Genomic DNA, 13,440 nt, shown 5'->3' with positions numbered 1-13,440 from the left:
CCATGCCGATTCGCCTGATCATCGTGGACGACCATCCGATCGTCCGCGACGGCCTGCGCGGGATCTTCGACACCGGCGACTTCGAGGTCGTGGGCGAGGCGGCCGACGGGCCCGAGGCTCTGGCGGTGGCCCTGCGCACCGAGCCCGACGTGGTGCTCCTCGACCTGCGCATGCCGGGGATGAGCGGGGTCGAGGTCATCCGGCACCTGCGTGAGCGGCAGCCCGGCGTGCGGGTGCTGGTCGTGACCACGTTCGACGACGACGCCGACGTGGTGCCCGCGATCGAGCAGGGGGCCACCGGCTACCTGCTCAAGGACACGCCGCGCGACGAGCTGCGCCGGGCGGTGCTGGCCGCGGCCCGCGGCGAGACGGTCCTGTCGCCCACGGTGGCCGGCGTGCTGACCCAGAAGGCCCGTGAGACCCCGCGCCGGACGTTGAGCCCCCGGGAGGCGGAGGTGCTGGCCCTCATCGCCAGGGGGGCGACGAACCGGGAGATCGCCGGGCGGCTGTTCATCACGGAGGCGACGGTGAAGACGCATCTGCTGCACGTCTTCGCCAAGCTCGGGGTGAAGGACCGGGCGGCGGCGGTGGCGGCGGCGTACGAGAGCGGCCTGCTCAAGCCGGCCTCCCAGGGCTGACGCGCCCCCCACCTGCACGGAAATCTCCGCATGATTACTCTCAGTGACGGGCATAACACTTCTCGTCCCGAAGAGGGGCTACCTGATCGGAAATATGCCCACATGTCGGGAGAAGTGGAGACATCGGCGATGCGGAACAGCGGCATCATTCTCATCAGCACCTGCACCGTGGGGCTGCTCCTGGCCGCCGGATGCACCACGGCCCCCTCCACCAGCCCGCCGGAGAAGCAGCAGGTGCAGGTCCCACCGCCCAGGCTGGCGATCACGCCGGTCGACGGGGCGAAGAAGGTGCCGCCGGACATCGGGATCGGCGTCAGGGTCGCCGACGGCAAGGTCACCGCGCTGGTCGTCGCCGACGCCAAGGGACGCGAGGTCAGCGGGAGCCTGGGCGCGGACGGGACGTGGCGGCCCCGGTGGCCGTTGAAGCCGTCGACGGCGTACACGGTGCGGGCGCAGGCCACCGGCGCCGACGGCAGGCAGGTGGTCACGAGGCAGGCCTCGTTCACCACGCTGAAGCCGAAGCAGGTGCTGGAGACCGGCATGTCGCCGCTGGACGGCGAGAAGGTCGGCGTCGGCATGCCGATCCAGCTCCTGCTGTCGAAGCCGGTGACCGCGCAGGAGGACCGGGCCGCGGTCGAGCGGTCGCTGACCGTTCACATGTCGAAGCCGGTCGAGGGCGCCTGGAGCTGGGTGAGCGACCGGGAGGTGCAGTTCCGGCCGCGCGAGTACTGGCCGGCCGGCGAGCGGGTCACGGTGGTCGCCCACCTGGCCGGCCTGCGCATCGGGCGGAGCGTCTGGGGCGCCAAGGACCGTACCGTGTCGTTCACCGTCGGTCAGGAGCACATCACCACGATCCGCAACAAGGCCCACCGGGCGATCGTGCGCAAGAACGGCCGGGTCGTCAGGACCATCCCGGTCAGCCTGGGCAAGCCGGGCTTCGAGAGCTACTCCGGCACCATGATCGCCCAGGAGAAGGCGGCCGACTTCCTCATGGACTCGGCCACCGTCGGCATGCCCGGCGAGTACCTCCATCACACCAAGTGGAACGTCCGGATGACCTACAGCGGCATGTTCTTCCACGCCGCACCGTGGTCGACGGGCGCGCAGGGCCGCCGCAACGTCAGCCACGGATGCGTGAACGCCAGCATGGCCAACGCCCGCTGGTTCTACAACTTCACCCAGCGGGGCGACATCATCGAGGTCACGGGGACCTCACGCAAGCTCAGGTTCGGCAACGGGCCGACGCCCTGGGCCAAGACGTGGCAGGAGTGGCTGGCGGGCAGCGCCCTCGGCACCTCGACCGACGCCTGACCCCTCTGGCCCTGGGGCGAGGCCCGGTCCCCTCGTCCCCTCGTCCGCCCGTCCGCCCGTCCGGAAGCCGCACCGCGCCGTGCGCCGGCACGCCATGCCGGGGGTCAGGAGCGGACACAGCCCGTGGCGTCGAATTCGGCCTCCAGCGGCGCGTAGGTCACGCGTCGGCACACGTAGCTGCCGGCGGCCTCTCCCGACCAGACGAGCACGGGCACGTCGTAGCTGCCCGACCCCGAGCAGCCGGTGCTGGACAGGGAGTAGGCGCCGCCCGCCTGGACGGCTGTGGCCGTGAGGCACAGATACCCGGGCGCCGCGTGAGCGGGCGACGGCAGGACGGCCGCGGTCAGGAACGCCGCAGTGGAGACGGCGGCAACGCGTTCGGCGAACATGCCTCGAACCTAGGAGCCCGTCGCGGGGCCGCCTAGACGCGGGTGTCACCGGGGGATGTGCGTTTCTCACACGTGAAGGGCTTCCCCGCATCGCCGTCAGCCGGCCTTCCGCGTCGTGGAGAGCGGTGGCGGCGCCGCTCAGGAACGAGGGCCGGTGCGCAGGACGGCGAACAGGCCCCGCGCCCGGGTGCCGTCCGGCAGGCTCCAGGAGCCGGCGACGTGGCCGGTCGCTCCCGGCGGGAGGGCAGGCGCGCCGTCCTCGGCGGGACGCAGGACCCGGTGCAGCCGCAGGGCCGCGCCGTCCGGCGCGGGCAGTTCGGTGCCCTCGCGGTTGTCGATGGCGGCGGAGAAACCCGTCGGAGCGGGCCCGGCGCAGGAGCGGGTGACGTCCAGGTCGGGGGTGTCGCTGGTGTTCTGGTCCTGGGCCTGGACGCGGCCCTCGATCAGGGCCACCAGCTCGGCGACCAGCACCGGGTCGTGGCAGCCGTCGTAGGCCCAGCGCCGCCCCAGCACGCCGTGCTCCATGGTGCCGACGAGGGCGTGCTCGGCCCCGTCGAGCGGGGCGCCCCGGTAGGTGAGCGGCACCAGGTAGGAGATCGGCTCGCCGCCGGAGGTGTCCGTGACGACCATGAACTCGATCCCGACCTCGCCCGCGGGATCGTCCAGCCGGAAGCCGCCGGCCTTGGCCAGTGCCGGCCCGCCCGCGCCGCCGTGGTACCACGGCCGGGAGGGGAGCCAGGAGGTGAGCAGGTCCAGCTTGGTCGGCTTGAGGAACGTGTGGTGGATGACGGCCATGCCGAAGGTTCTCTTCCGTTGAGCGCTTACGATCTTCACATCTTCGCATCCGCCCGGACGGACAGGCGCAGCACAGCGGCGTCACCTGCGGCCATCGCGCCGAGCAGGGCGGTGCCACGCTGCCGGAGCAGGCGCAGGGCGAGCCCGGGGATCACGCCCAGGACGGCGGCGGCCACGACGGCGGCGACGAGGGCGGTCGCCCACCACGGACCGCCGACGACGCCGGGCAGGGCTGCGGCGAGCAGGGTCACCGGGAAGACCGTCATCTGGCCGCCGGTCGGATCGCCCGCCTGCTGGCCGGGGTAGACGCGATCGCGGGCGTCGGCGCCCACGGCCGGCATCAGGAGCGCGAGCAGCGGCGCCATGGCGCATCCGGTCGCGGCCGCGGCGACGGCGCCGCCGATGGCGGCCTGCCCCACGGGCGAACCGGTCGCGATCTGCAGGGCGACGGCCAGCACGACGGACGGCACGCCGAACAGCAGCGCCCAGGCCGCCATGCGTCCGCGTACATCGGCCTTGAGCGCGCCCGGCGTGGTGAGCAGCTGCCACAGGGCGGTGCCGTCCAGGGCGTAGGTGTTGATCGCGGCCATCGTCCCGAACACGGCGGCGGCGGGCCCCACCAGGGGCACCGCCCAGCTCCAGCCGGTGGACGCGATGATGGCCGCCATCAGCAGCGGCGTCAGCCAGGCGGTACGCAGCTCCACACCGCGCGCCGGATCCCGTAGCCAGGTGGCCAGCTCCCGCGCGACGACCGCGGACACCTGCGGGGTCGAGAAAGGCAGGGCCGGCCCGCCTCGTGACACGGCGGGCCGTCGCGGGCTCGCCCGGCGAGGCGGCCGGCGCAGGGCGCGAGCCGTCAGCGCGATCCAGCCCACCTGCAGCCCGGCGCCCACGGCCAGCAACGCCGCGAGCGCCAGGGCGACCGCACCGAACTGCGCCCCGTCGCGGGCGGCCGCCACCGCGCCGTACCCCCATCCGGTGGGCAGGGCGGCGAGTACGTCGATCACCGGGCCGGGCAGCCGCCCCAGCGTGGGAACGACCACGGCGGTGTTCCCCTCGCCGAGACGCGGCAGCAGCCAGGCCGCGACCGGCACCCAGCCGGCGAACGACAGCGCGAGCATGATCGCGGTCTGCACGGCGGCCAGCGTCATCCCCGCCCTGGTCTGCAACAGCCGGCCCGCCAGCGCCGCCACCGTCTTGCCCGCCCAGATGAGCAGGTACAGCTGCGCCGGCACCGCGGCCACGGCGACCGCGACCGCCGCCGGCCCGCCGGGCGCGGCCAGCACCACCAGGGACGACAGGCACGCCAGCGTGATCAGCGGGCCGACGCCCAGCAGCTCCGTCCACGACAGGGCCCGCGCCAGCCGCCATGGTCTGATCGGGTAGCCGCGCAGCCACTCGCGCGAGATGACGGACGGATCGTGACGGGGCTGCGCCAGCGGCCCGAACAGCCACATGCCGCCCCACCCGGTGATCGCGACCACGATCCAGCCCTCGTGGATCACGCCACGGCCGGCCAGGAACGCACCGGCGATCACCAGGGCGGCCAGGACCAGCCCGGCCACCAGGCCGAAGCCGCGCTCGTTGTGCGGGCCGTTGCGGAACAGGCGCAGCTTGAGCGCGAACAGCGTGCGGGTCATGCCAGCCACTCCAGCGGTCGCACCGGGTCGGCGCCCACCAGCTCGACGAACCGCTGATGCAGCGTCGTCCCGGCCGCCACCTCCGCGACGGGCCCCTCGGCCAGCACCCGCCCGCCGGCCACCACCGCCACCCGGCGGCAGTTGCGCTCGACGAAGTCCATGATGTGGCTGGACAGCAGCACGGTGCCGCCGGCGTCGACGTACTGCTTGAGCACCAGCTCGATGGAGTGGGCCGAGATCGGGTCGATCGCCTCGAACGGCTCGTCCAGCACCAGCACCCGGGGCCGGTGCAGCAGCGCCAGCGCCAGATTGATCTTCTTGCGCATGCCGGTGGAGTACTCCACGATCAGCGTGCGCGGGACCGCGTCCAGCCCCAGCACCTCCAGCAGGTCACGGGCGCGGGCCTGCCATCCGTCGCCCAGCCCGCGCAACCCGGCGCTGTAGCGCAGGACCTCGGTGGCGGTCAGCCGCTCGGGCAGCGACAGCCCGTCCATCATGACGCCGAGCTGGGCCAGCGCGGCCTCCCGCTGGGTACGCAGGTCGTGGCCGGCGATCCTGATGGAGCCGGACGTCGGCTCGCGCAGCCCGCACACCGCCATCAACGTGGTGGTCTTGCCGGCGCCGTTGGGGCCGACGACGCCGTAGAACATCCCCGCCGGGATGCTCAGGCCGAGCCGGTCGACGGCGAGGACGTCGCCGAAACGCTGGGTGAGGTCTGCCACCTCGATGGCAGGAACGGAGAGATCGAACACGGCGGTCATTCTGGGCAGGTTTCGCCAGAGGTGTCAATACGGCACGTGCCGTGCCGCTAGGATGGCGACATGCCAGACAACCGTGAAGACCGAGCCGCAGCACGCACCGAGATGATCATGCGGACCACGCTCGCCCTCGCCCAGGAGGCCGGCTACGCGAAGCTCAGCATCGAGGCGGTCGCGGCCAGGGCCGGGGTCGGCAAGCACACGATCTACCGCCGCTGGCCCTCCAAGGGCCTGCTGTTCCTCGACTCGCTCCTGTCGCTGAACGAGCCCGCCCTCGACTATCCCGACACCGGCGACGTCATGGCCGACCTGCGCCGGCAGATCCACGCCGCGGTGGACCTGCTGGCCGGCCCGCCGTGGGGCCCGCTCTACCAGGCCCTGGTGGGCGAGGCGCAGCACGACCCCGCGGTCGCCGCGGGCCTCGGCGAACGCTTCATCCGGCCGCAGACGGACAAGACCGTGGCCCGCCTCAGGGCGGCGCAGGAGCAGGGACAGGTGTCGCCCGGCTTCGATCTCGACCTTGCCATGACCATCCTGTCCGGCCCCCTGTACTTCAGATTCCTGATCAGCCAGGAGCCGCTGACCCACGAGTACGTCGATCGTGTGCTCGAAGCCCTGTTCGCCGGGCTGAGCCCGCGGGGTTGACCCCGGGGGCGCCCCGCGTCGCACCTCATTCGCCTTTCGGATCACACCGCCATGACCGGTGATCTACGGTGATAGACCGTCGGTGTCGCTTTCCTCCTCGGCGGCGGCGCGGCGGCCCTGGCCTTCGACTGCCTGGCCGTTCTGCCGACGTTGATCCATCTCACTGATGACGACGAAGCCTGGCAGCCCGCGTCGCTCCTGATCACCATCGTCATGCTCATCACGGGAGGCTGGGCCTGGGAGTCGCGGAAGTTGCGGCGCTCCGGACTCGGCCCGGAGCCCAAGACAGCGCCAGCGGACAGGAAGCCGGTCGGCCTGATGCGGCGCCGGTCAACGGCGATCGAGGTGGCGGGCATCCAGGAGCCGCTGATGCGGGCCGTCCGCGCCACCCGCCCCGGCGGCGCAGGCTGTCGCGCCCGGGTACCGCCGGGCCTCCTGGCTCAGGCCCGCTCGAAGGTGAGGTCGAAGTCCTTGCGCCAGGTCTCGCCCCGGTCCTCGGAGACCTCCCAGCGTCCGGAGATCCGGTCCGGCTCGACGTCGGCGATGAAGCGCTGGTGGAAGTCCGGGTCCTCGCGGGACATGGTCCAGCGCGTGCCGTCGAAGCTCATGGAGAACTGGCGGCACACCCCGCGGTCGTCGTGGTAGAGGACGACGTAGGCGTCGTTCGCGTCGCTGCGGCCGATGACCATGCTCAGCTCGGAGCCGCCCGTGGGTGCGCGCAGCTCGGTCCGTACGAGCAGGAACGACTCGCCGAGCCACTCGATGGTGGTCGCGCCCGTCACCTCGACGCCTGGAGGTTCGAGGAACCAGGCGTCCGACAGCGTGGTCGTCCACTGCCCGGCGAGGCCGCTCAGCTTCTCCAGCTCAGTGTTGCGCATCGACACCTCCGGCCGGTCGGATCCCTGCGACGGTACCCAGGTCGCCATCGCGCCGCAACGGGTGATCGGCCGGGAGCCCTTTCAGCCCGCCGCCGGCAGCGCGGCCGGACTGGATCCGGTACCAGCCGAGCGAGCCCGTGAGCCGGGCGGCCAGGCGGGTGTCGCCCAGGAGCCGGGCCGATTCCAGTGCCGCGCGCAGGTTGGCGGCCTCCGCGTCCAGCCTGCGTACCCAGTGGTGCCGCGCGGGGCCGCTCCTGTACGCCTCGGCACACTCGGCGAGCTGGGTGTAGTAGATGGCGTGCCGGCGCAGGACGCGCTCGTGCTCGCCGGCCTCGCGCAGCCGCTCCAGCGCGTACGCCGCCACGGACTCCAGCAGCCGGTACCGCTCCCCCGCCCGCACCACCAGCGACCGGTCCACCAGCCGGCCCAGCAGATCCACCACGTCGGCGGGATCCAGATCCTGCGGGACGTGCGGCTCCGCGTCGCCCGGCGGGCCGCCGGGGATCGGCACGGGGGCCGCGCACACCCGCTCGGCGGCCTCCAGCGTGCAGCCGCCCGCCTGTACGGCCAGGCGGCGCAGCACGACGCGTTCGGGCGCGGTCAGCAGCTCCCAGCTCCAGTCGATCGCCGCCCTGAGGGTCCGCTGGTGCGCGGGACCGGCCCGGCGCCCGGCCGACAGCAGGCGGAAGCGGTCGTCGAGCCGCTCGGCCAGGACGCGTACGCCCAGCGACCGTACCCGGGCCGCGGCCAGCTCCAGCGCCAGCGGGATGCCGTCGAGCCGGCGGCAGATCGTCTCCACCACCCCGGCATCCATGGTGAGGCCCGGCCCGGTCTCGGCGGCGCGCAGCACGAACAGGCGTGCCGCCGCGGCGCCGTCCAGCGGCGGAACCTGCCGCACGACCTCGCCGGCGAGGCCGAGCGGCTCCCTGCTGGTGGCGAGGAGGCGGGTCTCGGGACCGGCGCGCAGCAGCAGCTCGGCGAGCTTGGCCACCGGTTCGACGACGTGCTCGCAGTTGTCCAGCACCAGCAGCGTCCGCCGGGTGCCCAGGGCCGCGGCGATCCGCTCTCCCTGGCCGGCCGCTCCGCCGCCGTCGCGCAGGCCGAGCGCCGCCGCGACCGCGTCGGCCACGTCGGTCGGCGATCCCGCGGGCACGCCCGACAGCTCCACCATGTACGCGCCGCCGTCGAACCCACCGGCCAGCCGGTGGGCGGCCTCCAGCGCGAGCCGGCTCTTGCCCACGCCGCCGGCGCCGGTGAGCGTCACGAGCCGCGCCGTGCCGGGCAGCGCGACCAGCTCGGCCAGCGCCTCGTCCCTGCCCACGAGCTCGGTGAGCGGCTGGGGCAGCCGGGCGGGCACCGGCGCCGGGGCGCGCGGCGGGCGGCGCAGGCCGGGGTCCTGCCCCAGGATCGCCTGGTGCAGCGCGACGACCTCGGGGCCGGGGTCGAGGCCCAGCTCGTCACGCAGGCGTACGCGCAGGGCGCGGTAGACCTCCAGCGCGTCGGCCTGGCGCCCCGACCGGTAGAGGGCCCGCATGAGCAGCGCGTGGAACCGCTCCCGCGAGGGGTGCTGCGCGGCCAGCTCGGTGAGCTCGCCGATCTGCGAGGTGTCCTGGCCGAGCTCCAGGCGTACGTCGGCGTAGTCCTCCAGGGCTGCCAGCCGCTGCTCCTCCAGCCGGAGCGCGGCCCTGCGCACCAGCGGCACGTCGGCGAAGTCGGCGAAGGCGGGCCCGCGCCACCACGACAGGGCCTCGGCCAGCAGCGCGGCCCGCTCGCCCGGCTCGGCGGCGGCCCTGGAGCGCTCGACGGCCTCCTGGAAGCGGCGCGCGTCGGTGTCGCCGCCGACGAGGTAGCCGGGGGGCCGGGTGACGACCAGCTCCCTGGCTCCCGGCTCCGCCTCCTCGAAGGCCCGGCGCAGCTGCGACACCCTGGCGCGCAGCGCGCCCAGCGGCCTGCCCGGCGGCTGCGCGCCCCACAGGCCCTCGATCAGCCGCTCGGCCGGCACCGCCCGGCCATGGTGGGCGAGCAGGCAGGCCAGCAGCGCACGGACCTTGAGCTCGGGCACGCGCACGGCCCTGCCCCCGTCCGTGCTCGCCTCCAGCGGCCCTAAAACGGCGAAGCGCATGAATCTCACCCTAAGCAGTTCCGAATCAGACCCGAACTCCCAGCCAGCACGCTGATCGCATGACGACCATCGAAACCCGTCCCGGGACGCGCGCGTGGCTGGGACTGTCCGTGCTCTGCCTGGCGACACTGTTGCTCGCGGTGGACAACACGGTGCTGATGCTGGCACTTCCCCACCTGGCCGCCGACCTGGATCCCACCGCGACCGAGCTGTTGTGGATCACCGACGTGTACGGCTTCATGATCGCCGGATTCATGATCACCATGGGCTCGCTGGGCGACCGGATCGGGCGGCGCAGGCTCCTGGTGATCGGTGCGGCGGCGTTCGGGGTGGCCTCGGTCGTGGCCGCGTACTCCACCTCGACCACGATGCTGATCGCCGCCCGGGTGCTGCTGGGCGTGTCGGGCGCCGCGCTGGGGCCGTCGGCCCTGGCGCTGGTGGCCGGGCTGTTTCCGGACGCCAAACGGCGGGCCATGGCCATCGGCGTGTTCACCGCCTGCTTCATGGGCGGGGCGGCGGCCGGGCCGGTGATCGGCGGGCTGCTGCTGGAGAGCTTCTGGTGGGGATCGGTGTTCCTGTTGGGGGTGCCGGTCATGGTGCTGGTGGTGGCGGGCGGGCTGGTGCTGCTGCCGGAGACCGCCAAGAGCACCGGCCCTGGCCGGCTCGACCTGGTCAGCGCGGGCATGTCGCTGGGGGCCGTGCTGCCGCTCGTGTACGGGCTGAAGGAGCTGGCCGACGACCCCGCGCAGGTGGCCGCGTACGTGGCGCTCGGCGTCGGGCTGCTGTTCTGCGTGGCGTTCGTCCGGCGGCAGAGCCGGCTGGCCGAGCCGCTGGTGGACCTGCGGCTGTTCGGCGATCGTTCGTTCACGGCGGCGCTGCTGATCCTGGCGGGCGCCTTGGTGGTGCAGGGCGGCGTCTACCTGTTCATGAGCCAGCATCTGCAGCTCGTCGAGGGGCTCTCGCCGCTGGTCGCCGGCCTGTGGATGGCGGCCCCGGCGCTGGGCCTGGTGGCCGGGTCCCTCGCCTCGCCGATGCTCGCCGGGGTGTTCCGTCCCGGGCTGGTCGTGGGGGCGGGGCTGGTGGCCTCGGCGGCCGGGTTCGCCGTGGTCCTGGTGGGCGACGGGCTGGGGGCGCTGGTCGCGGGCGTCACGGTGGCGTTCCTCGGCATGGCGCCGGTGGGCGCCCTGGGGCTCGGTCTCATCGTCGGGGCGGCGCCGCCCGAGCGGGCCGGCTCGGCCTCGGCGCTCGCGGAGAGCGGCGGGGAGCTGGGGGTCGCGCTCGGCATCGCGGTGCTCGGCAGCGTGGGCACCGCCGTGTACGGCGGCTCGGTCACCTCTCCGCAGGCGGGCGGCTCCCTGGGGGAGGCGCTCGACGCCGCCGCCGGCCTGCCGCCCGCCGAGGCGTCGGCCCTCGTCGCGCAGGCGCAGGCCGCGTTCGCCCAGGGGCTGCTCGTGGTCACGGCCGTCGGCACGGTCCTGGTGCTGGGCCTGGCCGTGCTCTCCTTCACGCTGCTGCGGCACCTGCGCCCCATCGGCGAGCAGAGCCACGGCTGAACGCGCCGCGGGGCGCGGTCAGAGCGCCAGATCGGCGAGGTTCACCGCCTTCCGCCATGGCGCGGGCGCCGGCGTCGTTGAGGTGCACGCGCTGCCGGACGACCTCCGCTGCGCCTGGACGTCTTCACCGCGGCCCCCGGCACGCCGTCCCGGGCGGCCCTGCGGCGCCTGGCGGCGACCAGCACGCGCCGGGCGGCGGACGGATGCTGACGACGCCGCACCTATGTACGCTCGTACACATGACACCAGACGTGGACGGCCGCACGATGCGCGAGCGGATGCTCGCCGGTGACCTGTACATCGCCGACGACCCGGAGCTGGCCCAGCACATGTTGCGGGCCATGGACCTGATGGAGGCGTTCAACGCGTCGTCGGCCCGCGATCCGCAGCTCCGGCACCGGCTGCTCACCGACCTGTTGGGGGCGGTCGGCGAGGGCACGGTGATCCGGCCGCCGCTGTGGGTCGACTACGGCAGCCACCTCCGCATCGGCGCCCGGTCGTTCGCCAACTACGGTCTCGTCGCCCTGGACGTGGCGCCGATCACCATCGGCGACGACGTGCAGATCGGCTCGAACGTGCAGCTCATGACGCCGACGCATCCCGTCGATCCCGACCTGCGCCGGGCGAAGTGGGAGGCCGCCCGGCCGATCACCATCGGCGACAACGTGTGGCTGGGCAGCGGGGCGATCGTCCTGGCCGGGGTCACGATCGGGGACAACACCGTGGTCGGCGCCGGCGCGGTGGTCACCCGCGACCTGCCCGCGAACGTCGTCGCGGTCGGCAACCCCGCCCGCGTGATCCGCACGATCGGTCCGGGCACCGGACCTGGAGGCGGCGCGGGCGCTGGGCCGGGCACCGGGACGGGCGCTGGGACGGGCGCTGGGGAGGCGGGCACCACATGAGCGGTCCCGCCTCGCCGCGACGGCCGCGGCGGCACGACCCCGGCCGGCGGGACCGGCTGATCGACGCCGCGCTCGCCGTCATCGCCGAGCGCGGCGTCGCCGGCACGACGCACCGGGAGATCGCCCGCGCCGCCGACGTGCCGCTGGGCTCGATGACGTACCACTTCGCGTCGCTGGAGGAGGTGCTCGCCGAGGCGTTCACCCGGCACGCCGACGCGGTGGCCCGGGTCTTCGACGAGCGCCTGAGCGCCGCCCGCGACCGCGACGAGGCGACCGAGGCCGTCATCGCGCTGGTGTCGGACGACCTGCTCGGCTCGCGGCACGAACTCGTGCTCTCCGTGGAGCTGTACGTGGCCGCGGCGCGCAACCCCGCCTTACGGGCCGTCACCCAGGCGTGGATGGCGCGCAGCCGCCAGGCGCTGGAGCGTCACTTCGACGCCACCACCGCCAGGGAGCTCGACGCGCTCATCGAAGGGCTCGTCCTGCACAGCGCCCTGTCGACCGACCCGATGACACCCACGCAGATCCGTCACGCCATCCTCCGCTACCTGCGCTGACGTCTCACGCGCCGGGGGCGAGGGCCTTGTTCGCCCGCCAGTCCGGCGCGAGCACGGACCAGACCTCGACGTCGAACCGCTCGCCCCGGTGCAGGTAGCTCTCGCGCAGCACGCCGTCCCTGGTCATGCCGAGCCGGCGGGCGACGGCGATGCTGGCCTGGTTGGCCGCCGCGGCGAGCCACTCCACCCGGTGGATGCCGCGCTCCTCGACGGCCCAGTCGATGATCAGGCGGGCCGCCCTGGTGACGAGCCCCTTGCCCGCGGCGGCCGGCTCCAGCCAGCAGCCCGCCTCGGCGGTGCCCATCTTGACGTCCATCGTCCGGAAGAGGACCCCACCGACCAGGGTGCCATCCTTCCAGATGCCGTAGATGCGGGCGGTGTCGGCGGCGGCCTTGTCCGCGTACGCCTGCAGGAAGGCCCGGCTCGACGCCTGGTCCACGACCGCGTCGGGCAGCGCGATGAACCTCCCGATGAACTCCCGCCCGCGCTCCATGTGGGCCAGGAACTCCTCGGCCCGCCACGGCTCCAGCGGGCGCAGCACCGCGCCGTCGTCTCCCAAGGAGGTCGCGAACATCAAGCAGCTCCACGGTCACGAGGTGGGGGATGGTCCTACGGGCATCCGTCCACATCCCCCGTAGAGGCGACATAACGTACCAAAGACCGCACACCGCTGCCATGGCGGCCCCGCCCCACGCCCACTTCGCTGGGTAATTGTACGATAACTAGATGTGAGCACTGAAGAGATAGAAATGCCCGTTAAATCCGTCCTCGGAGAGCGGGTGGGTGGCCGGCCCACGACGTATCCCAAGATCCCGCACCAGCAGCTCGACCAGATCTCCCCGATGGAGCTGCAGGAGGAGCTGTGGCGGCGCATGTCCGGGCTGGACCACGTACGGACCGGGCCGAGCGTCGTCTCGCTGCCCGAGACGCGGGCGCTGCACCTGGAGCAGGAGCACGCGTTCGGGCCCGGCACGGCGTTCATGCGCGACAGCACCGAGTTCGCGCACCTGCACGGATTGCTGGACGGGAGCCTGCACGTGTCGCTGCCGGAGAGCGACGCCGCCGAGGCGGTGGCGAAGGGCTGGGCCGAGATGCACCCCGTCGTCCGCGACAGGGGGCACCCGCCGACCCTGGTCATGCTGTACGGGCCGCGCGACGAGGCGGAGCTGGAGACGGTGTGGGAGCTGGTGCGCCGCAGCCACGCGTACGCCTCCGGCCAGATCCTCTGACCAGCCGGAGGCGCCCGCAGGGC

The 13,440-nt window shown here is 73.5% G+C and carries 13 protein-coding genes and 1 pseudogene; 7 read left to right on the top strand and 7 right to left on the bottom strand.

Annotation, left to right across the window (positions count from 1 at the left end):
* Positions 1-2: 2 nt before the first annotated feature.
* Positions 3-638 (top strand): response regulator, encoded by a 636-nt coding sequence (locus tag ACBJ32_RS04810; protein ID WP_375125591.1) that lies wholly within the window; start codon positions 3-5, stop codon positions 636-638.
* Between the two features lie 129 nt (positions 639-767).
* On the top strand, positions 768-1,949 hold the full coding sequence (locus ACBJ32_RS04805; RefSeq protein ID WP_375125590.1) for an Ig-like domain-containing protein: 1,182 nt from the start codon (positions 768-770) through the stop codon (positions 1,947-1,949).
* Positions 1,950-2,053: 104 nt separating this feature from the next.
* Here the strand turns inward: ACBJ32_RS04805 and ACBJ32_RS04800 are convergent, their stop codons facing one another.
* From ACBJ32_RS04800 to ACBJ32_RS04785, 4 genes are all read right to left on the bottom strand, one after another.
* Positions 2,054-2,338, bottom strand: coding sequence for a hypothetical protein (locus ACBJ32_RS04800; RefSeq protein ID WP_375125589.1), 285 nt, complete (start codon positions 2,336-2,338; stop codon positions 2,054-2,056).
* A gap of 138 nt (positions 2,339-2,476) precedes the next feature.
* Positions 2,477-3,133: a 1,4-alpha-glucan branching protein gene (locus ACBJ32_RS04795; protein ID WP_375125588.1), complete on the bottom strand. Its 657-nt coding sequence runs from the start codon at positions 3,131-3,133 to the stop codon at positions 2,477-2,479.
* 35 nt (positions 3,134-3,168) lie between these two features.
* Positions 3,169-4,773 carry a hypothetical protein gene (locus ACBJ32_RS04790; protein ID WP_375125587.1) on the bottom strand — a complete coding sequence of 535 codons (1,605 nt, stop codon included), beginning with the start codon at positions 4,771-4,773 and terminating at the stop codon, positions 3,169-3,171.
* A complete protein-coding gene (locus ACBJ32_RS04785; RefSeq protein ID WP_375125586.1) occupies positions 4,770-5,525 on the bottom strand; it encodes an ABC transporter ATP-binding protein in 756 nt (251 codons plus the stop codon). Before ACBJ32_RS04785 ends, ACBJ32_RS04790 begins: the two co-directional genes overlap by 4 nt.
* Before the next feature lie 69 nt (positions 5,526-5,594).
* Here ACBJ32_RS04785 and ACBJ32_RS04780 point away from each other — a divergent pair, with 69 nt between their 5' ends.
* Positions 5,595-6,176, top strand: a complete 582-nt coding sequence (locus ACBJ32_RS04780) for a TetR/AcrR family transcriptional regulator (protein WP_375125585.1) — start codon at positions 5,595-5,597, stop codon at positions 6,174-6,176.
* Positions 6,177-6,616: 440 nt separating this feature from the next.
* On the opposite strand, the gene ACBJ32_RS04775 is transcribed toward ACBJ32_RS04780, so the two are convergent.
* On the bottom strand, positions 6,617-7,054 hold the full coding sequence (locus ACBJ32_RS04775) for a hypothetical protein (protein ID WP_375125584.1): 438 nt from the start codon (positions 7,052-7,054) through the stop codon (positions 6,617-6,619).
* Positions 7,041-9,176, bottom strand: a complete 2,136-nt coding sequence (locus ACBJ32_RS04770; protein WP_375125583.1) for a BTAD domain-containing putative transcriptional regulator — start codon at positions 9,174-9,176, stop codon at positions 7,041-7,043. Before ACBJ32_RS04770 ends, ACBJ32_RS04775 begins: the two co-directional genes overlap by 14 nt.
* A gap of 59 nt (positions 9,177-9,235) precedes the next feature.
* Here ACBJ32_RS04770 and ACBJ32_RS04765 point away from each other — a divergent pair, with 59 nt between their 5' ends.
* The 3 genes and pseudogenes from ACBJ32_RS04765 to ACBJ32_RS04755 all read left to right on the top strand — a co-directional run bounded on the left by ACBJ32_RS04765 (position 9,236) and on the right by ACBJ32_RS04755 (position 12,188).
* Positions 9,236-10,729, top strand: coding sequence for an MFS transporter (locus ACBJ32_RS04765; RefSeq protein ID WP_375125582.1), 1,494 nt, complete (start codon positions 9,236-9,238; stop codon positions 10,727-10,729).
* A 278-nt stretch (positions 10,730-11,007) separates the two neighbouring features.
* A pseudogene (locus tag ACBJ32_RS04760) lies at positions 11,008-11,538 on the top strand (sugar O-acetyltransferase); the annotation flags it as partial.
* 89 nt (positions 11,539-11,627) lie between these two features.
* Complete coding sequence (locus ACBJ32_RS04755; RefSeq protein WP_375125581.1) at positions 11,628-12,188, top strand: TetR/AcrR family transcriptional regulator; 561 nt, start codon at positions 11,628-11,630, stop codon at positions 12,186-12,188.
* A 4-nt stretch (positions 12,189-12,192) separates the two neighbouring features.
* Here ACBJ32_RS04755 and ACBJ32_RS04750 read toward each other — a convergent pair whose 3' ends face one another.
* On the bottom strand, positions 12,193-12,762 hold the full coding sequence (locus tag ACBJ32_RS04750; RefSeq protein ID WP_375125580.1) for a GNAT family N-acetyltransferase: 570 nt from the start codon (positions 12,760-12,762) through the stop codon (positions 12,193-12,195).
* A gap of 175 nt (positions 12,763-12,937) precedes the next feature.
* Here ACBJ32_RS04750 and ACBJ32_RS04745 point away from each other — a divergent pair, with 175 nt between their 5' ends.
* Positions 12,938-13,417, top strand: a complete 480-nt coding sequence (locus tag ACBJ32_RS04745; protein WP_375125579.1) for a luciferase family protein — start codon at positions 12,938-12,940, stop codon at positions 13,415-13,417.
* Positions 13,418-13,440: the final 23 nt, after the last annotated feature.

The organism is Nonomuraea sp. GTA35 (assembly GCF_041950525.1).
Lineage (GTDB): Bacteria > Actinomycetota > Actinomycetes > Streptosporangiales > Streptosporangiaceae > Nonomuraea.
Note: the sequence above shows the minus strand (reverse complement) of the source record. Positions and strands in the feature narration are given on the sequence as shown.

What these genes read in the sequence shown, in the direction of transcription:
- ACBJ32_RS04755 (WP_375125581.1), top strand. Translation starts at nt 11,628, where the DNA reads ATGAGCGGTCCCGCCTCGCCGCGACGGCCGCGGCGGCACGACCCCGGC.
- ACBJ32_RS04770 (WP_375125583.1), bottom strand. Translation starts at nt 9,176, where the DNA reads ATGCGCTTCGCCGTTTTAGGGCCGCTGGAGGCGAGCACGGACGGGGGC.
- ACBJ32_RS04780 (WP_375125585.1), top strand. Translation starts at nt 5,595, where the DNA reads ATGCCAGACAACCGTGAAGACCGAGCCGCAGCACGCACCGAGATGATC.
- ACBJ32_RS04745 (WP_375125579.1), top strand. Translation starts at nt 12,938, where the DNA reads ATGCCCGTTAAATCCGTCCTCGGAGAGCGGGTGGGTGGCCGGCCCACG.
- ACBJ32_RS04765 (WP_375125582.1), top strand. Translation starts at nt 9,236, where the DNA reads ATGACGACCATCGAAACCCGTCCCGGGACGCGCGCGTGGCTGGGACTG.
- ACBJ32_RS04795 (WP_375125588.1), bottom strand. Translation starts at nt 3,133, where the DNA reads ATGGCCGTCATCCACCACACGTTCCTCAAGCCGACCAAGCTGGACCTG.
- ACBJ32_RS04810 (WP_375125591.1), top strand. Translation starts at nt 3, where the DNA reads ATGCCGATTCGCCTGATCATCGTGGACGACCATCCGATCGTCCGCGAC.
- ACBJ32_RS04750 (WP_375125580.1), bottom strand. Translation starts at nt 12,762, where the DNA reads ATGTTCGCGACCTCCTTGGGAGACGACGGCGCGGTGCTGCGCCCGCTG.
- ACBJ32_RS04790 (WP_375125587.1), bottom strand. Translation starts at nt 4,773, where the DNA reads ATGACCCGCACGCTGTTCGCGCTCAAGCTGCGCCTGTTCCGCAACGGC.
- ACBJ32_RS04805 (WP_375125590.1), top strand. Translation starts at nt 768, where the DNA reads ATGCGGAACAGCGGCATCATTCTCATCAGCACCTGCACCGTGGGGCTG.
- ACBJ32_RS04775 (WP_375125584.1), bottom strand. Translation starts at nt 7,054, where the DNA reads ATGCGCAACACTGAGCTGGAGAAGCTGAGCGGCCTCGCCGGGCAGTGG.
- ACBJ32_RS04800 (WP_375125589.1), bottom strand. Translation starts at nt 2,338, where the DNA reads ATGTTCGCCGAACGCGTTGCCGCCGTCTCCACTGCGGCGTTCCTGACC.